Genomic DNA, 17,677 nt, shown 5'->3' with positions numbered 1-17,677 from the left:
CTCGACAGCGAGCGTTCATGCGGCGAGCATGTGGCCCGAGCCGGGAAACCTCACCTCGAACACTGTGCCGGGTTCGTTGTCGAACACCGAAAGCGCGGCGTCATGCATGTCGGCGATCGCCTTGACCAGCGCGAGCCCGAGCCCGCTGCCGGGAGTGTGCCGACTCTGTTCGACCCGGAAGAATCGCTGGAAGATCCGCTCGCGGTGCTCAGCCGCGATACCCGGCCCGTTGTCGGATACACGCAGGATGACGCCGGAGGGCACCACCTCCGCAGTCACATGGATGGCCGTGCCGGACGAGGAATGCCGGATGGCGTTCTCGACGATGTTCGAGACCAGCTGCGTGAGGAGACCGGGGTCGCCCATGACGAACAGGGGATCGCGGGGCAGCGTCATCCGGAGCGACATCCCCCGGTCCTCGGCCGCCGGCCCGAAGGCCTCGACGACATTCGACAGGATCGGCGCGAGATCCCGGCGCTCGAAGCGCGCCTGCCGGTCGCCCGCCTCGATCTGCGCGATCCGCAGCAACGCGTTGAATGTGACGATGATGTCGCGGGTTTGCTCGAGGCTCGCCTGCACGTCCTCCGGCGCGACCACCTCCGCGGTGCTCATCCGCTCCAGCCGCTGATGCAGGCGCTGCAGCGGGGTTCGCATGTCGTGGGCGATGTCGTTCGATATCTGCTGCTGGCTTTCCAGAAGCCGGGTGATCTCATCGAGCATCTCGTTGATCCGCACCGAGACGCGGGAGAGATCGTCGCCGGCTGGCGCGGGCACGCGAACGCGCGCTGCAAGCTGCCCGGCGGAGACGCGGGAGAGCGTGGCAAGGATCGCGCTGATGCGTTCCTCGGTGAGGCGCCCGACGCGGACGCCCGCGATCAGGCCGAGGCCGACCACGGCGAGGTAGCCAAGGACCAGTGCGGCGCCCAGGGCCTCCATGATCTCGGCGACGATATGGTCGCCCGAGCCCTGGATCAGCCGGTAGGGTCCAATCGAGGTCTCGCGCATCCAGTAGCGCTGGACCTCGTCATGCATGGGTTCGGCGAGGCGGATCGCCCGGGCCGGCAGCACGGCTGGGACGACCGCGCCCACCGGCTCGGTGATATTGCCCGCGACGACCCGGCCGTCGCGGTCCTGCAACTGGTAGATCCGCGCGTTCTCGAAGCTGACCTCGGCCAGGGCGTCGACCCGGCCGATCAGTCGCGCCTCGCCGCCGTCGTCGTAGATCGCGGCCAGCGTCTCGGCGTCGCCTCGCATCTGATCCAGCACCCAGTCGCGGACCTCGTACTGCGTAAAGCCGTAGGCCATCGAGAAGACGAGGGCGGAGAGGATCGCATAGAGGAACGCGAACTGCAGCGACAGCCGCACGGACGTCCGCAATCCCGATCGTCCCCGCGCCTCAGCCATGAAGGCTGTATCCCGCGCCGCGGACGGTGTGAATCAGCGGCCGATCGAACGGCTTGTCGATCTTGTTGCGAAGCCGGCTGATGTGGGTCTCGACGACATTGGTGTTGGGGTCGAAGTTGAACTCCCACACCGCCTCCAGCATCATCGTGCGCGTCACAACCCGGTCGGCGTTGCGCATCAGGTAGATCAGCAGCCGGAACTCGCGCGGCTGCAGCGGGATATCCCGTCCCGCCCGGCAGACGGAACGGCGGATCAGGTCGAGCTCCAGATCGGACACCCGGAGGCGCGTCTCCTCGGCCTGCATGGGGGGGCGCCGCGCCAGTGCCGAGACCCGCGCGGAAAGCTCCGAGAAGGCGAACGGCTTGACGAGGTAGTCGTCGGCCCCCGCCTCCAGCCCGTCCACGCGGTCGTTCAGCGCGCCGAGCGCGCTGAGAAACAGGATCGGCGTGGCGACACCGGCGCCTCGGATCGACTTCACCAGCGACAGCCCGTCGAGGCCGGGCAGCATCCGGTCCACCACCATCACGTCGAATTCGCTGTCGAGCGCCAGCAGGAACCCCTGCCTGCCATCGGCAGCGTGATCGGCCACATGGCCGAGCGCCCGCAGGCTGGAGCAGATGTAGTCGGCGGTTTCCCGGTCGTCCTCGACCACCAGCACACGCATCCTTGGCCGCCCTCCCGAGCAGGCCCCCCCGATAGCAGAACGGCACCGCGCCTGTCATCTGCCGGGACATTACCGATCCGTATAGTCGCGGCGAGTTCGCGGAGAGGCGCGGCCGCGTATCCAGCCGGGAAAAGGCGGATACTCATGGCTGCAACGGACACCGGTTTCCTGACCCCCGACAGGGCGGCTGGCTCGCGGCCCGCCCGAGGCTTCTCGCTCGACCGTAGCGACCGCAGGTTCCTGGTGGCCGCGCTCGCCGCGCTGCTGGCAGTGCGGCTGCTGGCGGTGTTCTGGCTGCCTTTCGTCGACACGACCGAGGCGCGCTACGCCGAGATTGCCCGCAAGATGCTGGAGACCGGCGACTGGATCACGCGGCAGTTCGACTATGGCGTGCCCTTCTGGGGCAAGCCACCGCTGCACACCTGGCTCTCGGCGCTCGGCATGAGGATCTTCGGCGTGGGGCCGTTCGGGGCGCGGATCTTCATCCTCGCCTCGTCCATCACGGTGCTGGCCCTCGTGTTCGGCTGGGTCCGCCGCCACCGGGGCCGCGACGAGGCGCTTCTGGCTACGGTGGTGCTCGCGTCCGCGGTGCTGTTTCTCGGCGCCTCGGCCTTCGTGATGACCGACATGGTAATGGTGCTGGGCACCACGCTCTGCATGGTCGGGTTCCACACCTGCGTGACCAACGCCGGGTCCCGGCGGTTGTGGGGCCATCTGTTCTTCGTCGGCATCGCGCTGGGCCTCATGGCGAAGGGCCCGGTCGCGCTGGTCATCACGGCCATCCCGATTCTGCTGTGGCTGACGATCGGCCGACGCTGGCGCGGGGTCTCGGCGCTGCCCTGGGGCTCGGGGCTCCTCCTCGCCGCCGTCCTGACGTTACCCTGGTATGCCGCGGCCGAGATCAGGACGCCCGGCTTCCTGCGCTACTTCCTCATCGGCGAGCATTTCAACCGCTTCACCGTCTCGGGGTGGCAGGGCGACCTTTACGGCTCGGGCCATGCGCGGGCGAAGGGCATGATCTGGATCTATGCGGCCGGCATGTTCCTGCCCTGGACCCTGTTCGCAGCCGCGCTGCTGCCGCGCGGTCGCGCGGTGCTCGCGGCAGTCTCGCGCGACGGCGAGGGCTGGCACAGCTATCTCGTGCTCTGGGTTCTGTCGCCGCTGATCCTGTTCACGCCCGCGGCGAACATCCTCGGCGCCTATGTGCTGCCGGGGCTGCCCGCGGCGGCGATTCTGCTGGTGTCGCTCTGGGCGGCGGCGTGGGGCCGGCCCGGGCGCTCGGCGCGCACCGTCGGGGCGCTCGCCACCACCGGCGTGGCGGCGCTGTTCCTGGTCGTGTCGCTGCTCTCCGTCGCCGCGCCGCAAATGCTGCGCCTCAAGACCGAGCGCGAGCTGGTCGCTGCGGCCCGCGCCGCCGACCCGCAGATGCGCTTCACCTATTGGGGCCCCCGCAGCTACTCGGCCGAGTTCTACACAGGCGGGAGGGTGGCCTTCACGACGAACGCCGACGAGATCGACGCCCTCGCCCGCAACGGCGCCCGCGACGCCGTGGCCGTCAAGGCGCACGACGCCGAGACCATCGCGCCGCGCCTCGCAGCGGGCTTCACGCGGGTCGGCCCGTTCGGACGCCGAGTGCTCTACATCGAAAATCCCGCCGCGGAGGTCGCGCCATGAGAGCCGAAGCCATCGGGCCGCGGATGCCCGGCGTCCTGCCGTTGCCGCGTGCCGTCCCGGACCTCTCCTTCGTCATCCCCGCCCTCAACGAGGAGGACAACATCGCCGAGACCATCCGCCGCGTTGCCGCCGAGGCCCGCAGGCTGGTCGCCAGCTTTGAGATCGTCGTCGTGGACGATGGCAGCTCCGACGCGACCTTCGCGGCAGCGAAGGCGCAGGCCGCGACCTTTCCCGTCCGCACGCTGCGGCTGTCGCGCAACTTCGGCAAGGAGCACGCGATCATGGCGGGGCTGGAAAGGACCATCGGCGCGGCGGTGGTGATCCTCGACGCCGACCTGCAGGAGCCGCTCGGTCACCTCGAGGCCATGCTCGCCCACCGCGCCGAGGGGTTCGAGATGGTCTATGCCGTCCGCGCCGGGCGCGAGGACGAGAGCCTGCCCAAGCGCGCCTTCACCCGCCTCTTCTACGCCATGCTGAACCTCGGCAGCGACACCGCGATCCCGGCCGACGCCCGCGATTTCCGGCTGATGGACCGCCGCGTGGTGGACGCCCTCTGCGCCCTGCCCGAGCGCAACCGCTTCATGAAGGGCCTCTACGGCTGGGTCGGTTTCCGGTCGAAGGCCGTCCCGATCCGGCTGGAGCCGCGGCGGGCGGGTGCGTCCAAGTTCGGGTTCCGCAAGCTCTTCCGGCTGGGGTTGACGGGGCTCACCTCGTTCACCGCATGGCCGCTGCGGGTATGGACCAGCATCGGCATGGCGATCGCGGTCTGCTCGATCCTCTACGGGCTGTGGATCGTCCTGCGAACGCTCCTCTTCGGCAGCGACGTGCCCGGCTGGTCCACGCTGGTCGTGGCGGTCTCGCTTCTGGGGGGCGTGCAGCTCATCTCGATCGGGGTCCTGGGCGAATACCTCGCCCGCGTCTTCACCGAGGTGAAGGGACGCCCCGGCTTTATCGTCGCCGAGGACCACCCGGCCGACGCGCAGCAGCCGTGATATGGCGGCAGGCGCTGCGTTTCGGGCTGGTCGGCGCGCTCGCGACGCTGGTCCACATGGCCATCGGCACCATCCTGGTCCAGTCCGGCTGGCAGCCGCTGGCCGCTAACGCCTTCGCCTTCGCGACCGCCTTCCTGGTCAGCTTCGCGGGGCACCTCGGCTTTTCCTTCGCCGACCAGCAGCCCGACCCCGCCGCGGCGCTGTGGCGGTACGGGCTGGTCGCACTGGCGGGCTTCCTTTGCAACGAGGCTATCCTCGCCCTGCTGCTGGCGGCGCGGCTCATCCCCGCCGCCGCAGCGCTCTGGGTTTCTACGGCCTGCGCGGCGGTCCTGACCTTTGGTCTCGCAAAGGCCTGGGCCTTTGGGCGCCGACCGGCCCCGGCGTGACCACAAGGGACGGCCGCGAGGAACGCCCAGCTCGTGACAACCGTGCCGAGATCAAGGCCGCCGAAGCTCGCCCCAGCGGGCGGGTCAGTATATAGCCCGCCCAGAAGGCCGCGACCCGCCTCATAATCCTCATGCGCCAGGCCGCGAACACGGGCGCGATGCCGACGCGAAGACGAACGCGGATGGCAGATCCCCCAAGCCCAGCTGTTCGGCCATCAGATTGCCTGCCGCGGTGCCGAGCGCGAACGTGAACAGGATTGCGAGCCAATGGAACCCCTCGCGGGTCGGCGAATTAATCGCATGGATGAGAGGGTTCCCTCGCGCGCATACCAGACCGCGAAGGTGGCGATCAGGGCCGCGCCGAAAAACGGCCATCGTGACCGTCAACGGTACGCCTCAGGTATCGACCAGGCTTCTGTGATCAGCGTGCCGACAATCGACAATCATCGTCGCGGCCGACCAGTAGACCCACGGGCGGTAGATCGGTCCAGAATTGCAACCCGAGCATCGTGGTTGGTCGGATGCTGCCCGATCTCGACGGGCTGTGCGCCGATGACCGGATCGAGGGGCTGAACGCCGGTGGCGACGATTACCTGGTCAAACCCTTCGCCTTCGGCGAACTCTCCGCCCGCATCAACGCGCTGGCCCGCCGGCCGCAGATACCCGAGGCGGAAACCGTGCTCTCGGCCGGCGGTTTGGAGCCCGAGGGATTCGTGGCGACCCTTCGAGGCCCTGCTGCGCATCGCCCAGGTCTCCGGCGGCAGCCCCAGCGATCGCATCGTCCCGGTCGCGCTGGGACCGCTCGCGAGGACGATGGCGGAAGTCTACGAACCGGCTGCCGAGGAGGGCGGGCACAGTCTGACGCTAACCTTGCGCGATCCGTCGACAATCCGCGGCGACCGCATGTTGCTAGGACAGGTGATCGCCAACCTGCTGGAAAACGCGCTGCGGCACAGCCCGCCCGGTCCGGCTACGCTTGCCATCGAAGGCCCAGTCCTCATCGTCACCGACTGCGCCCGGAGCCTCTGTCCCGGGTGCTCACAGCCTACGCCGCCAGCGCGAAACCGACGGCCGGAATCTGGGCCCCGGTCACCTCACACCGGTTACGAATGCCGTGGAAAGCCTCAACCGGGTGATCCGCACGGCCATCAAGACCTGGCCGCTCCCGTCCGAGAAAGCCGCCGAGAAGCTGATCTGCCTGGCCATCCGCGAGCACGAGAAAACCGCGCGAAACGTCAGAGGCTGGCGGACAGCGGTCAATCAGTCCGCCATCATCTTCGACGACCGCTTCAACCCGCTCGGCGGCGGAAGGCGGTCAGATGGAAACGGGCCGAAAGCCCATCCACGGAATGTCGGACATTCCCCGCCATCTGGATCGACGCCACCTACCTCAAGGTCCGGCGCGGCGGGCGGATCGTCTCGGTCGCGGTGATCATCGCCATTGGCGTGAACACCGACGAGGGCGCGAGGTGCTGAACCTTGAGGTCGGCACCTCCGCGGGCTGTGCGGGGTGAAGCTGGTGATCAGCGACGCGCACGAGGGCATCAAGGCCGCCGTCTCGAAGGTGCTCAGCGCCACCTGGCAGCGCCTCCGTGTGCATTTCCAAAGGAATGTCGCAGCCCACGCCGGCAGGAGCGGCAGGCGCGTCGTCTCGGCCTTGATCGCCACTGCCTTCGCGCGTGATACAGCCGAAGCCGCCACCACCCAGTGGCGCGTGGTGGCCGATCAGATCCGGCCCAAGTGGATGAGGCCGAGCACGGACGTCCTCGCCAAAGGAGCACCGAGCCAAGCTGCACTCGACCAACCCCGTCGAGCGCCTGAACGGCGAGATCAAGCGCCGCATCGATGTCGTCGGCATCTTTCCTGACGACGACGCCATCACTCGCCTCGTCGGGGGACTGCTGCTCGAACAGAATGATGATTGGGCCGTCCAGCGCTCGCGATACATGACGCTGGAAACCATCGAGCGCGGTGCGGGATGATCCCGTCATCAGCTGCCCGCTGCGGCCTCCTGATCAAGCAGGCCCGCGCCGAACATCACGGTGACGATCGATCAGCGCGAGCTACACCACTTCATGGGGTCGAGGGGCTACAAACGCGGCAACGTTCTCCTGCGCCGCGCGCAGCACGCGACGATCGTCGACGCCGCACACGCCCTGTCGTCGACGCGGTGGAGGGCAGCCTGCCATGGCGCGGACAACATCAACGACAAACTCAGAGAGGCTGCCGAAAAAACAACACCGGTCGCAGCGGCGGCTGCCCGCCGTTTTCTGCCTTGTTTCCCTGCTGCCCGGGGCGCTATACGCGTCGGCGGAGTGGTGGCCGAGTGGTCGAAGGCACACCCCTGCTAAGGGTGCAGGCGGGAAACCGTCTCGAGGGTTCGAATCCCTTCCACTCCGCCATCGTCGCTTGTTTTTAAACGATTTTCTGTATCGTTGCGTTTGTTACCCGCCATCCTGCCCGCCATGTGGAAAACGCTTGGAAGCGACGGGGTGCGACTGGCACGAAGAACGGCCACGGTTTGCCGCGCTTGCGGGATTGGGGGGGCGGCTCAATAGTTCGCGGCCTCGAAGGCCGGGACCGGCAGCTTCCCGTCCTTCCGCTAAACCGCAGCAATTTCTGAGCGGGGGGCAGGCCGAAGTCTCGGCTGGCCGCCAGAGGCAACCCGCGCCACCCTCACATAGAGAAAATATCCCCGCCCATGAATAACGGCAGTCGGCGCGGCGCCGTCTTCCGCTCGTAGGAACCTTGGGCCTCCCTGCCGCCCGGTGGAAGTCCTACCCTGTCCCGCGTCGTGGGTGCCACAGAAACAGACTGATTTTCGTTGTTTACCGGTCATGCCTTCCGCCGCACGCTCCTGTCGTTCACACATGTGTGAGGGCTTGACGTGAGGAGGTGTCGATGCGGGTGGGTGTGCTTTGCTTGGTGGTTGCGCTGGCGGGTTGTGCCGAAAAAACTGTGACTGAGATGGGATACGAGGAACGCCTCGAACTGGCCGGTGAAATAATCAACAGGTGCAAAGCTATCGGATTGAAGGACAACACGCCGGAGTTAAGTCACTGCGTTGAGGCTGAGGCGGACAAGGAGGTTTACGGTCGGGAGATAGCTCGCGAGCGCGCTCGTCGGATGGGGATGGCCATAAGCACCAGCATGCAAAGCTACGGGGACTCCATGCAGCAGCAAGCTGCAATTTCCCGTGCACGGCAAGTCCAATGCACTCACACGCCCGGCTACGGCGGCACAATCACCACCAACTGCTACTAGGGCACTTCCAGGCTCTGCGCCGGAGACCAGTTACTAGCGCGCTCCGCGCCAAGGGGCTTGGTTCAGAGTGGCGCGTCCGTAAGCACGAGCGCCCCATCTGCCAACGGGCGCTGGAGCCGAGCCGCAGCCTCAAACGGGGCGGTCAACCATGTATCCCATTCGTCAGGCCGCGTCAGGATGACGGGCATAGCCTTGGGATGTATCGGGCGAACCTCGGCGTTCGGCTCGGTCGTCAGGAAGGCATACAGATCGTCGGTCGTCTCACCGTCCTTCACCTTGCGGACCGATTTCCACCCGCGAACCTCAATCCCTGCAAAGAACATCGGGGCGCCATCGGCCGCAGCGAACCACTGATTGCCCCTACCGGCGCCCAGCGGCTCGGCAAAGGATGTGACTGGCACAAGGCAGCGGTTCACCGGTCCCAGCCAGCGCCGCCAGTGCGGCGACGCGGTGTTGCGAACGTTGGTCACGCCAGGGTCACGGGCCGTTTTAAGGACTGAGGGCGGCGAGGGCATGCCCCAGCGGGCGCGCACCAATTCCAGAGCCTCCCCATCGTGGCGGATGATTGGCGCGTGCCGGTCGGGATAGACCTCTCCCGGTTCCAGGTTCCCGGTCCGATCGGTGAAGGCGAAGCCGCGGAACAGCGACCGCATGGCCTCTTGGGTCGTGGTCTGGTTGTAGAGATTGCAGATGGGTTCATCCTCCGCAGCCATGCGTCCGAAGGGAGCCGCAGGCGAAGAATAGCCGGGCAACCTTGTGCCGTCAGCCAGCTCAAGGTCGGGGAAGGCGATATGGAAGGCGTCGGCGTCTGCCGGACTGCGGAAGTAGAGGGCGAGCCGGTCGCCGCCCGCGCCGCGGCCGCCGCCATGACAAGCATACTCGCCCCGGCCGAGCATTCGGTCCAACCAAACATGTATCTCCCGGCTGCGTCGCCCCAAGCCGTGCGGCGGGACATGTAGCCGCACACGCACCGGGAAGGCGGCATCGTCCGTCTTGGCCTGCGGGGTGCTGCGCCGGGTCATCTCCGGGAACATTCACGGAACATCATCGATTCGCAAGGCGGGCGGCACGAGGGGGCGCTAGCTGTGGTCCCGAGCCAGACGCCGCTCCGTCTCGCGCGCCCCTCGCGTCAAGCTTGCAATAGCCACGCGAAGGGCCACGCTCTCTTGCGACCGCCCGCCGTGGCGATAGGCCGGGTTTAGCCGGCCTGCGCCATGACCGCCTCTCGCACCATGAAGGCGGCAGACGTTCCATCCGCGCACCGCAGGGCACCTGCACCGCTCGCCCGTTCGCTTTGCCTTTGCGGTGCATCGGGGCGCCGCGTTGGCAAGGTCTATGGGGTTGGCGTCAGCTTTCATCCCTGCCCCTCCCCCCGTGACTGACGTTGCCGACCACCGCCTGCGCGCCACTTTCAACGGTGACACGCTCCACCCGCACGAGCTGCTGTCCCTTGCTGCGGTAGCGTTTCAGCGCCTCCATCTGGGCCGCGAAGGTCCGTGCCAGCTTGTTCAGGGCGCGTTCGGCTGCGTCCTGCTGCGGGATGTTTTCGACATGGTTCAAGCGGCGGGCCAGCATCATCGTGGATTGATGCACCGCTGCCATCTGCGTCAGCAGCAGCGCCTCGGCCGCGTCCCTCGGCTCCATCCCGTCGACGAAACCCAGCGCGAAGTTGGAAGCCTCGGCATCGGTGCGTCTGCCGTGCGAACCCAGCACCGCAATCTGGTGTATCAGTCCGCTGGCGACAACCACGCTGCCCGCCGCGCGCACCAGGGGCGTCAGGTCGCCGGAAGCCTCAACCCGCAGGATGCCATCCTCGCCAAGGTCGAGGGCCAGCGCCGGGGGCGTGCGTGACGCCCCGGCAGCATCGTTCTTCGCGGGCAGCTTGTCCGGCCTGTCCGTTTCCCTTCGCTGGCGCTTGTTCATGCCATCCCCTCCAGTTGCTGCATCAGCCCGGCACGGGCCTCGGCTTCGCGTTCCAGCACCTGGCGCAGCGCGTTTGCTTCCTGTCGCGCCTCGATAGGGCCGGGCACCATGCCCACCAGCACGTCCGGCGGGATCGCCTCGGCAACGGCAACGTCACGGTCCTGCGAGCGCCAGCACTTGCCGCAGAACAGCCGCCCCTGCGGGCCGTGGCGCTCCATGCCGGACTTGGCGAGCCCGCGGCCGCGGCTCACCCGTTCCCCGGACCATGCGAGGCGCACAATTGTGCCGGGGGCGCTGGGCGCATGTGCCGGGCGGAACGCGGGGCCGTGAAGAGAAAGCACAACGGCACCGCTGGGCGGCGTGGCGGGCGCTGAAATCTCGCATGGCCCCGCCGCTACACCCGCTACTTTCGCTACATTCGCGTGTTTTGTAGCGGCTGTAGCAATTGCAGCGGGTGTACCCGCCATGATTTCGGCCAGAGCGGCTTGCACATCAAACAGCATTGATAGGCCTCACAATCCGATAGGCTTCTCTGCGCGCGCCACCCCGAATGACGGTTCCCGGTTCCAGCGGCACCAGGTGCCCGGCCTTCACCAGCATGGAGAGCGGCGCGTGCAACGCCTTGCCGTCACGCAGCGCATTGGGGCCGGACTGGACAATCTCGCGCGGCGTCACATCATCATGCCCCCAGCTTCCCACCAGCCATTGTCGCAGCCGTTCCGCCTTCGCAGTTTCCTCGGACACAAGCCCGGCCTCGGCCAGCCTGCGTGCCTCGACCAGATAGAATTGCGCCATCGTGATGCCCCAGCCCATCGCCTGCGGCACCACCTCGGGGGCGTCGAGACTGCCCCAGAGCGTCAGCACCCCGGCAATGCGCACGGCCTGTTCCGCCGCCTTGCTAGCATAGGCCCGCACATGCTCCATCGGCCCGCCCGCCGCCTGCGCCTGTTCCACTGCCTCGTAGAACCGCCACAGCAGTTCCTTCGCGCCTAGGGACAGAGGCAGGCGCAGAGGGGCCAGTTCCTGCGGGTTGTCGCCGGTCGGCATCGGGGTTGCCAATATCTCGGCCAGCCGTGCCGTGAAGGCGGAAACCGCCGCCTCGCTGGCCGCGCCATGTCCGCGCCGCAGCCGGGTGCCGATCAGGCTGGGCGGTTCGGTAATCAGGAAGCGAGCCAGGAAGCCCTGGCCGGATGCCTGCGGGTCAGCCATGAGCGGGCGCGCTGCCACCGGCTGCGCCATCAGGTGCATCGCCAGCCTGCGGCCCGGATAATCCGTCGCACCGTCGCCGGAACGGATGCGGTTCACCGTGTCGCCGTTCCAAAGCTGCGACAGCCCAGCGATGGTTTTCAGCCGGTTGTCCGAGTTCATGGCATGGCCGCCGATGAAGCCCCCGGCCTCATCCGAGAACAAGCCCAGCGCCGGACGGCCAATCTGATACAATTTCAGCAGGCCCTCGAAGGTCGGTTCCTGCGCGGTCACGTTCGGGAACAGGGGCGGGAGCGGTTCCGGGCCTAAGGCGCGCAAGTCGGCTTGTGCCCCCACCGCCTTTGTCTTGTCGCCCCCCGCCGCTTCGGCCAGCATCCGCTTGCGCTTGCCGGCCCAAATTTTGCGGGCAACCTCATGTTCGGCGAAGGCATCTCGATACCCTGCTGCCAAGTCGCGTTCATGGACGCGGATACCCCGCATCAAGAGGCGGTCGCAGGTGGATTTCCGTTCGCCGCTTTCAGCGATGGTCAGGCAGAATAGCGACAGGGGGGCATCCCCGCCCAGTGTCTCGACATCCGCGAAGCCCTGCACCGCCAGCGACGCGACGGACAGAGCCGATTGCGCGGCGATGCCGACAGGGGCTTGAGATATGTCCTGCACCCCCTCCACCGCCGCTTGCAGCGGCCCCAGCGCGTGAACGGGGTAAGCTTCGCCCGGCGGGATTTCCCGCAAGAGCGGCTGCGGACCTTCGGATGTGAAGGGGATAGGTTCGGGCATCGCGTTCATGCGTTGGCCCCTTTCAGCATGAGAATGTCGTTCCAGTCCCGGCCTTCCGGGGCGGGCAGCAGGCTCACGGCCCAGCCCAGGGCGGTTGCGCATTCGGCCAACTTGTGCGTGGCTTTACGGCCTGCCGTGTCACCGTCCGCGGCGATCGTCAGCCGGTGCGGGATGCCTTCCGGCAGGCGCAGCCCCGCCACGCCTGCGGCAGACAGGGCGGCCCACACGGTCGCAGGGGTGCGTAACAGGCCACTGGCGAGAGACAGGGCTGTCTCAACGCCTTCGGCCACCACAAGCGGCCCCTCGGCCTCACAGAGGCACACCGCGCCGCCCAGCGCCGCGCCCAGCATCGCCTTCGGCGGGTCCACCTCGGCCTTGCCGGTACCGTCCGCGCGCAGGTAGGTCCGATGCACGGCCAAGCGCGGCAGGCCGTCCACCCGCGCCACCAGCGCAGGCAGGCGTTGGATCGTCGCGCCATGCCAGCACGCGGGATGAAAGCGCAGGCTGTCAGGCAGGGTGCAGGTGATGCCCCGCCCCCGCAAATAGGTTTCAGCCACGGTTCCATGAACGGGCAATGCTTCGCGCCAGACAGACAGCGCCTGCCGTTCCCGCCTCACAGCCTCGGCCTCATCCTCGGCCTTGCGTCGGGCTATCTCGGACGTGCTGGGCGGCTGGGGCCGGTCGTGCCGGTCCACAAGCCCTCGGTCGCGCAGCGCGGTCAGCACCTCCATAAAGCTGCACCCAGCCTTGCAGGACAGCAGCAGGCGCCTGTCCGGGGCATCGGCCAGGGTCAGGCTGGGGCGCTTGTCGCCATGCGCCGGGCAGAGGGCCAGACCATAGCCGCGATGCCACTTGCCGCGAAGGGCGAGGGTCAGGGTCCGCGCGTCAGTCATGGCCGAACCCCCAGATGAAGGCGGCCAGCATGGCGGCGCGGTCGGCGTCCAGGCCGTAACGGTGGCAGAGGAAGGCGATGCGAAGGCCCATCATGCGGCACCGCCTTCCAGACCCTCGGCTAGGCTCCTGGCGCTGGGCGGGAAGCGCAGCCGGGACAGGTCGGTGTCGGGCTTCAGGCGATAATGCGCGACATTCTCGGGGCCGCGATAGTCGGTTAGAATGGGCCAGCCATATTCGTCCTTGAGGCGGTGGATTATTGCGCCCAATCGCCAGCCCTTGACCTCGCGAATTTCGGTCCGGTGATTGATGGTGCGCCCGTCAATGAGCGCCTTGCAGGTCCAGAAAACCTGCGTGGGGCTGGAGTACCAGCGGTTTCTCGATGCCATGCTCTCGGCCTCTTTTCTTGAAGGCCGGGCGGCACAACGGTATGGTGCAGCCGTTCCCGCCGCACATGAATACCGCCCCCGCCCGTCGCCTCGGGTGGGGGTTTTTTTATGCAGCAGCGGAAGCCTTTGCGGCCTCCCAAACTTCAATTTCCGACAGCTTCCAGCGGGTGCAGCCGGGCGACAGGTTCACGGGCTGGGGAAAGGTCGGGTCAGCCTTCGCCCAGCGCCAAGGCGTGCTGCGATGCACGCCGAAGCGGGCCGCAAGCTGAAGGTCGGACAGGTAAGTTTCGGCCATGCGATGCACTCCAACATGTTGCGTTGGGATGCAGTGTGAAGCACCAGATGTAGCATCGGAAGCCTGGCAGAAGCGTCAAATCTGATGCGGCGTTCTGCCCTAGTTCTGCCCTTCGCTGACGGGAGAATTGGCGCCTTTGATGGCGCGTTCTAGCGTCCGCCGCGAGACATCGAGTCCGGTTTGTTCATTGACGCGATTAAGGACCACTTTGAGGGGAGTTCGACCGTGACCGCTCGGGAACAGCGCCGAGTAAGCTCTAGCCGTTTCGTTTACAGCTACCGGCGGGCGTCCACCACTCGCTTCCTCGTGAGACGGGCCCAACTTCGCCGCTTCGACGATAGCACGAAGCAACCCATCCTCAGCAAACTCCACGGTTGTGCAAAGGCTCCAACCGGAAAACGGGCGGAGGGCTTTGGCAACGTGGTAGAACGGCGCATAGTCGACAACATCAGGGCTTCGCGAGAATGCATCATAAACGTCCATGCAAATTGTCCAGCCAACTCGTTCATACCACCAAGGCAAGGTTAGATGACCGCTAACATGGGTCTCGCGCATCCAGTCGTGCATGTTGGTTGACTGCCACTCGGGAAGGGCCTCAAACGCGGCGGGTATCTGCGCTGGTTCTATTTCTGCTAGATCGTAGGCCCAGTAGTATTCTTTCGAGATAGGCCCAGACAATAGAGCATCGTCCAGCCTGCATTCTTGCTCTGCATGGTCCGTGCGCAGAGCGCGGGGATCAATGCGCAGCACCTGCCCCTGCGGTCCGCAGACATAAAGATGTCGGTGCAGCGCGGTCAGAAAAGCGTGGTCGGCAAGGTCATATTCGCTTCCCATGAAGTAGAAGTATGCTTGCCACGACGGCCCCTTGCCAACCATATAGCCCATCATTCCCCGCCGTATGTCGCGGGTAAATGGCAGCGCGTTCTCACGCATCCGCGCCAAGGACGAAAGCGGGACGTAGCCTTCGGCAGCAATCATCAACCGATCCTCACAACATTTTCCTCCACCATGCCCTTACCGGTCAGGTAATCCGCCCACGCCGCCATCATGGCGCGCCGCTTTTCCACCATGTCGCCGCGCCGATAGGACGCTTCCACCACGCTCGCCACTCGATGCGCCAACGCGACCTCAGCCATGTCGCCCGGATAGTGCGTCCGCTCGGCCACCCAATCGCGGAATGTGGAGCGAAGCCCGTGCGGGACGGCCTGCCGCTTGCTCACCCGGTCCACGAAGCCGGGCCTGCCCGCGCCCACGTCCGCTTGATGCAGCCGCTTCATGGTGGCGCTCAGGGTCATGTCCGACAACTCGCCGCCGCGCGGGGCCGGGAACACAAGCGGGTTGTCCGCGAAGCGCGGCAGGGCTTTCAACAGTGCCACGGCATCGCGGGTCAGCGGCACGCGATGCTCGCGCTCCATCTTCATTCGCGACGCGGGGACTATCCAAAGCCCGGCCTCAAGGTCGATTTCATCCCATCCCGCGCCCCGAACCTCCTGCGAGCGGGTTGCGGTCAGGGCGGCAAACTCAAGCGCGCGACTTCCCATACCCTCGCGCTTGCGCAGCGCCGCGAACCAGCGGGGCGCGTCGTCAATCTGCACCGCCGGGTGGTTGTCCACCTTCGCCACCTTGGACGGCGCGGGTAGCAGCTCTTTCAGGTTCCCCGCCCAGCGCGCCGGGTTGTCGCCGGTGCGATGCCCGGCCACGGTGGCCCAAGACAGCACCGCCTCGATACGCCCGCGAAGGCGGGAAGCGGTTTCGGTCTTTCCCTGCCAAAGTGGTTGCAATACCCGCAGCACATCCTGCGTGCCAATGTCCTGCACCAGCATCGGCCCCAAGTCTGGCAGGGCATAGCTTTCCAGCGTGTTGCGCCACTGCTGGCGGTGCTTAGGGTTTCGGAAGGCTTCCAGCTTCGCGGCAAGGTAACGGTCCACTGCGTCCGCGAAGGACAGCCCCCGGCGCTGGGCGGCAGTCAGGGCGGCTTTCGCGCCCTTGCGTTCCTCAACAGGGTCGATACCGCGTCGGATTTGGTCCTTCGCCTCGCGGGCGCGTTCGCGGGCCATCGCCAAGGTCACATCAGGGAAGCCGCCTAGGCCGATTTCCCGGCGCTTCGCCCCCACCTTCACCCGCAACAGCCATGTGCGGCCGCCGTTCGGCGTAACTTGCAGGTGCAGCCCAGCAACACCGCCAACCGGAAACAGGACGTTCCGGCCGCGGCCCGGATGCTCTAGGCGCTTCACATCCAGTGCGGACAGCTCTCTTGCGACGCGCGGCATCCTGCTACCCTGCCTGTTACCCCACAAACATGATGCAACAGGGTGCGTCAGCCTGCAACAGGTAGCGACAGGCATCCCCGGTATTTGTGAGGTGTGCGCCAGAGGATGCCACGGCAAGCGACTGATAAAACTGGACAATGGCGGGCTTCCACTCCGCCACTCATGCAGCACAACATCAGCAGGGCTTGGACGCGGCGAAAGCCTGTGTCGCAACTTGTGCTGCGAAATGTGATGCAGAAATGCGGCCCTCCCGAACCTCGGAACTGCGCCGATTTCGTCCGGCGTTGCCGGCGTCCCCGGCGGGATCGCTCTGGGGTGGGGTCTCGCGGCCGAGGCGGCCGCGCACCCCCGCCTGACCCCCTGCCCCTTCCCCGCTGGCGTCCCTCGGCCCGATGAGCTCATCACCATGGAGGCCGCGGGCGAGACTTCCCTGCGTGCTGCCACGGCACAGGTGGCCGCTCAGGTTCGAGGAGGACATGGACCGCGTTCATCGCGGAGTTTACGCGCCTGTCCCGCCGCGCGTGGAGGCGCCGGCCATGACCCTCGCCGCTCACCCCCGCCGCTTCCTGCTGCACGACACCCTCGAGGGGCGGCCCGGGCCTCTGCGCCGCGCGGAACAGGGGCTTTGCGGAGGCCACCATTCACCGCGCCTCCTCGATCGTGTTGCCGTTCCCCGTCAGCACCAGCCGCTTGGCGGCGAGGCGGCGGCCCAGCACCTCGGCGGCCTGGTCGATGCGCAGCCCTGCGGCCTCTCGCCCGCCCGGACGGCGCGCAGGAAGGCCAAGCTGGCCTCGGCGGAGGTCATGCTGCGCCCGCCCAACAGGCGGCGATGGCGTCAGCCAGCCCTGGATAGGTGCGCGCCCACTCCGCTGCACGATCCGGCCGCAAGGACTGTGGGCTCTGGCAGCTGTCAGTCTGATTGCCCCAGCGCGGCTTGCCGTTGATGAAGCGCGGCCCCCACCGGGTTGGTCTTGGTCAGCGGCTCCAGGCCGCCCCGCGTCCAGAGGCAGGTGGCCTTGCTGGCATCGTCGCCGAACGACCACGGCTGCACGACCTGCGGCTTGCCTAGCACGCGCGAAAGGACGCCAACGGGGTTTTCGATCGCCACCTGCGGGATAGGCGCGTGCCACATGATCGCTGACGATCAGGCCCGGCTTGCCACGCCGGGCGATCAGGGCCGTCAGCTCCCGCGCGACGCGGCGCCCCGAGATCGAGGTGTCGACCACGGCGGCGAGACATTCGTTCGTCACGTCGTCGATCACGTTGAAGATCCGGAACCGGCGGCCCTGGGCGAACTGGTCGTGGACGAAATCGACCGACCAGCGCGCGTTCGGCACGGCCACCGTCAGCAGCGGCGCCCTTGACCCAGTTGCCTTCTTCCGGCCCTGCCGCTTGCGCACCGACAGGTGACCTGCCCCCCCCGGCGTCCCTCGATCATGACGAGAGTCCTTGGACTTGGTATTGGTCGGTTTCGGGTTGGGCAAGCGCGCCGGGCGCGGAGCTCACGGATTGCTCAAGTGCCCGGCGCGCTTGTGACGGGGC

General features: G+C 67.0%; 18 protein-coding genes, 1 tRNA gene and 3 pseudogenes. 7 read left to right on the top strand and 15 right to left on the bottom strand.

The features are described from left to right. Nucleotides 1-15: 15 nt before the first annotated feature. Nucleotides 16-1,365 carry an ATP-binding protein gene (locus GI374_RS05505; protein ID WP_370515163.1) on the bottom strand — a complete coding sequence of 450 codons (1,350 nt, stop codon included), beginning with the start codon at nucleotides 1,363-1,365 and terminating at the stop codon, nucleotides 16-18. 31 nt (nucleotides 1,366-1,396) lie between these two features. Continuing rightward, nucleotides 1,397-2,068, bottom strand: a complete 672-nt coding sequence (locus tag GI374_RS05500) for a response regulator transcription factor (RefSeq protein WP_154336036.1) — start codon at nucleotides 2,066-2,068, stop codon at nucleotides 1,397-1,399. 144 nt (nucleotides 2,069-2,212) lie between these two features. On the opposite strand from GI374_RS05500, the gene GI374_RS05495 reads away from it, so the two are divergent. The 3 genes from GI374_RS05495 to GI374_RS05485 are packed head-to-tail and all read left to right on the top strand — an operon-like array spanning nucleotide 2,213 to nucleotide 5,120. Beyond that, nucleotides 2,213-3,742, top strand: a complete 1,530-nt coding sequence (locus GI374_RS05495; RefSeq protein ID WP_154336035.1) for a glycosyltransferase family 39 protein — start codon at nucleotides 2,213-2,215, stop codon at nucleotides 3,740-3,742. Further along, complete coding sequence (locus GI374_RS05490) at nucleotides 3,739-4,734, top strand: glycosyltransferase family 2 protein (protein ID WP_154336034.1); 996 nt, start codon at nucleotides 3,739-3,741, stop codon at nucleotides 4,732-4,734. Before GI374_RS05495 ends, GI374_RS05490 begins: the two co-directional genes overlap by 4 nt. Continuing rightward, nucleotides 4,731-5,120, top strand: coding sequence for a GtrA family protein (locus GI374_RS05485; RefSeq protein ID WP_154336033.1), 390 nt, complete (start codon nucleotides 4,731-4,733; stop codon nucleotides 5,118-5,120). Before GI374_RS05490 ends, GI374_RS05485 begins: the two co-directional genes overlap by 4 nt. Nucleotides 5,121-5,249: 129 nt before the next feature. Here GI374_RS05485 and GI374_RS19755 read toward each other — a convergent pair whose 3' ends face one another. Beyond that, complete coding sequence (locus GI374_RS19755; RefSeq protein ID WP_370515189.1) at nucleotides 5,250-5,495, bottom strand: hypothetical protein; 246 nt, start codon at nucleotides 5,493-5,495, stop codon at nucleotides 5,250-5,252. A 131-nt stretch (nucleotides 5,496-5,626) separates the two neighbouring features. Here GI374_RS19755 and GI374_RS19065 point away from each other — a divergent pair. From GI374_RS19065 to GI374_RS05460, 4 genes and pseudogenes are all read left to right on the top strand, one after another. After that, nucleotides 5,627-5,821, top strand: a pseudogene (locus GI374_RS19065) (response regulator transcription factor); the annotation flags it as partial. 658 nt (nucleotides 5,822-6,479) lie between these two features. Continuing rightward, nucleotides 6,480-7,166, top strand: a pseudogene (locus tag GI374_RS05470) (transposase); the annotation flags it as partial. Nucleotides 7,167-7,432: 266 nt separating this feature from the next. Then, nucleotides 7,433-7,522, top strand: a tRNA-Ser gene (locus GI374_RS05465). A 499-nt stretch (nucleotides 7,523-8,021) separates the two neighbouring features. Next, nucleotides 8,022-8,384 (top strand): hypothetical protein, encoded by a 363-nt coding sequence (locus GI374_RS05460; protein ID WP_154336032.1) that lies wholly within the window; start codon nucleotides 8,022-8,024, stop codon nucleotides 8,382-8,384. Nucleotides 8,385-8,446: 62 nt separating this feature from the next. On the opposite strand, the gene GI374_RS05455 is transcribed toward GI374_RS05460, so the two are convergent. From GI374_RS05455 to GI374_RS05410, 12 genes and pseudogenes are all read right to left on the bottom strand, one after another. Then, nucleotides 8,447-9,406, bottom strand: a complete 960-nt coding sequence (locus GI374_RS05455) for an SOS response-associated peptidase (protein ID WP_229582707.1) — start codon at nucleotides 9,404-9,406, stop codon at nucleotides 8,447-8,449. 325 nt (nucleotides 9,407-9,731) lie between these two features. Then, nucleotides 9,732-10,307 carry a hypothetical protein gene (locus tag GI374_RS05450; protein WP_154336031.1) on the bottom strand — a complete coding sequence of 192 codons (576 nt, stop codon included), beginning with the start codon at nucleotides 10,305-10,307 and terminating at the stop codon, nucleotides 9,732-9,734. Continuing rightward, nucleotides 10,304-10,558: a hypothetical protein gene (locus tag GI374_RS05445; RefSeq protein WP_154336030.1), complete on the bottom strand. Its 255-nt coding sequence runs from the start codon at nucleotides 10,556-10,558 to the stop codon at nucleotides 10,304-10,306. Before GI374_RS05445 ends, GI374_RS05450 begins: the two co-directional genes overlap by 4 nt. 241 nt (nucleotides 10,559-10,799) lie before the next feature. Further along, nucleotides 10,800-12,299, bottom strand: a complete 1,500-nt coding sequence (locus tag GI374_RS05440; protein ID WP_195759840.1) for a YfjI family protein — start codon at nucleotides 12,297-12,299, stop codon at nucleotides 10,800-10,802. Further along, nucleotides 12,296-13,183, bottom strand: a complete 888-nt coding sequence (locus tag GI374_RS05435) for a toprim domain-containing protein (protein WP_154336028.1) — start codon at nucleotides 13,181-13,183, stop codon at nucleotides 12,296-12,298. The genes GI374_RS05440 and GI374_RS05435 overlap by 4 nt, the downstream gene beginning before the upstream one ends. A 90-nt stretch (nucleotides 13,184-13,273) precedes the next feature. Further along, complete coding sequence (locus GI374_RS05430) at nucleotides 13,274-13,570, bottom strand: hypothetical protein (RefSeq protein ID WP_154336027.1); 297 nt, start codon at nucleotides 13,568-13,570, stop codon at nucleotides 13,274-13,276. A 106-nt stretch (nucleotides 13,571-13,676) separates the two neighbouring features. Continuing rightward, complete coding sequence (locus GI374_RS05425) at nucleotides 13,677-13,865, bottom strand: AlpA family transcriptional regulator (RefSeq protein WP_154336026.1); 189 nt, start codon at nucleotides 13,863-13,865, stop codon at nucleotides 13,677-13,679. Between the two features lie 99 nt (nucleotides 13,866-13,964). Next, nucleotides 13,965-14,843, bottom strand: a complete 879-nt coding sequence (locus GI374_RS05420; RefSeq protein ID WP_154336025.1) for a hypothetical protein — start codon at nucleotides 14,841-14,843, stop codon at nucleotides 13,965-13,967. Then, nucleotides 14,843-16,135, bottom strand: coding sequence for an integrase arm-type DNA-binding domain-containing protein (locus tag GI374_RS05415; protein ID WP_154336024.1), 1,293 nt, complete (start codon nucleotides 16,133-16,135; stop codon nucleotides 14,843-14,845). The genes GI374_RS05420 and GI374_RS05415 overlap by 1 nt, the downstream gene beginning before the upstream one ends. Before the next feature lie 641 nt (nucleotides 16,136-16,776). After that, nucleotides 16,777-17,010 (bottom strand): hypothetical protein, encoded by a 234-nt coding sequence (locus GI374_RS18825; RefSeq protein WP_195759863.1) that lies wholly within the window; start codon nucleotides 17,008-17,010, stop codon nucleotides 16,777-16,779. Between the two features lie 35 nt (nucleotides 17,011-17,045). After that, a complete protein-coding gene (locus tag GI374_RS18820; protein ID WP_195759862.1) occupies nucleotides 17,046-17,243 on the bottom strand; it encodes a hypothetical protein in 198 nt (65 codons plus the stop codon). A gap of 22 nt (nucleotides 17,244-17,265) precedes the next feature. After that, a pseudogene (locus GI374_RS05410) lies at nucleotides 17,266-17,541 on the bottom strand (DDE-type integrase/transposase/recombinase); the annotation flags it as partial. Between the last annotated feature and the right edge of the window lie 136 nt (nucleotides 17,542-17,677).

Origin of the sequence: Paracoccus sp. S-4012 (assembly GCF_009674885.1) — a bacterium.
Classification (GTDB): Bacteria; Pseudomonadota; Alphaproteobacteria; order Rhodobacterales; family Rhodobacteraceae; genus Paracoccus.
This window is presented reverse-complemented; position numbering and strand designations above follow the sequence as displayed.

What these genes read in the sequence shown, in the direction of transcription:
- GI374_RS05415 (WP_154336024.1), bottom strand. Translation starts at nt 16,135, where the DNA reads ATGCCGCGCGTCGCAAGAGAGCTGTCCGCACTGGATGTGAAGCGCCTA.
- GI374_RS05420 (WP_154336025.1), bottom strand. Translation starts at nt 14,843, where the DNA reads ATGATTGCTGCCGAAGGCTACGTCCCGCTTTCGTCCTTGGCGCGGATG.
- GI374_RS05490 (WP_154336034.1), top strand. Translation starts at nt 3,739, where the DNA reads ATGAGAGCCGAAGCCATCGGGCCGCGGATGCCCGGCGTCCTGCCGTTG.
- GI374_RS19755 (WP_370515189.1), bottom strand. Translation starts at nt 5,495, where the DNA reads ATGGCCGTTTTTCGGCGCGGCCCTGATCGCCACCTTCGCGGTCTGGTA.
- GI374_RS05440 (WP_195759840.1), bottom strand. Translation starts at nt 12,299, where the DNA reads ATGAACGCGATGCCCGAACCTATCCCCTTCACATCCGAAGGTCCGCAG.
- GI374_RS05450 (WP_154336031.1), bottom strand. Translation starts at nt 10,307, where the DNA reads ATGAACAAGCGCCAGCGAAGGGAAACGGACAGGCCGGACAAGCTGCCC.
- GI374_RS05430 (WP_154336027.1), bottom strand. Translation starts at nt 13,570, where the DNA reads ATGGCATCGAGAAACCGCTGGTACTCCAGCCCCACGCAGGTTTTCTGG.
- GI374_RS05495 (WP_154336035.1), top strand. Translation starts at nt 2,213, where the DNA reads ATGGCTGCAACGGACACCGGTTTCCTGACCCCCGACAGGGCGGCTGGC.
- GI374_RS05425 (WP_154336026.1), bottom strand. Translation starts at nt 13,865, where the DNA reads ATGGCCGAAACTTACCTGTCCGACCTTCAGCTTGCGGCCCGCTTCGGC.
- GI374_RS05460 (WP_154336032.1), top strand. Translation starts at nt 8,022, where the DNA reads ATGCGGGTGGGTGTGCTTTGCTTGGTGGTTGCGCTGGCGGGTTGTGCC.
- GI374_RS05500 (WP_154336036.1), bottom strand. Translation starts at nt 2,068, where the DNA reads ATGCGTGTGCTGGTGGTCGAGGACGACCGGGAAACCGCCGACTACATC.
- GI374_RS05455 (WP_229582707.1), bottom strand. Translation starts at nt 9,406, where the DNA reads ATGACCCGGCGCAGCACCCCGCAGGCCAAGACGGACGATGCCGCCTTC.
- GI374_RS05435 (WP_154336028.1), bottom strand. Translation starts at nt 13,183, where the DNA reads ATGACTGACGCGCGGACCCTGACCCTCGCCCTTCGCGGCAAGTGGCAT.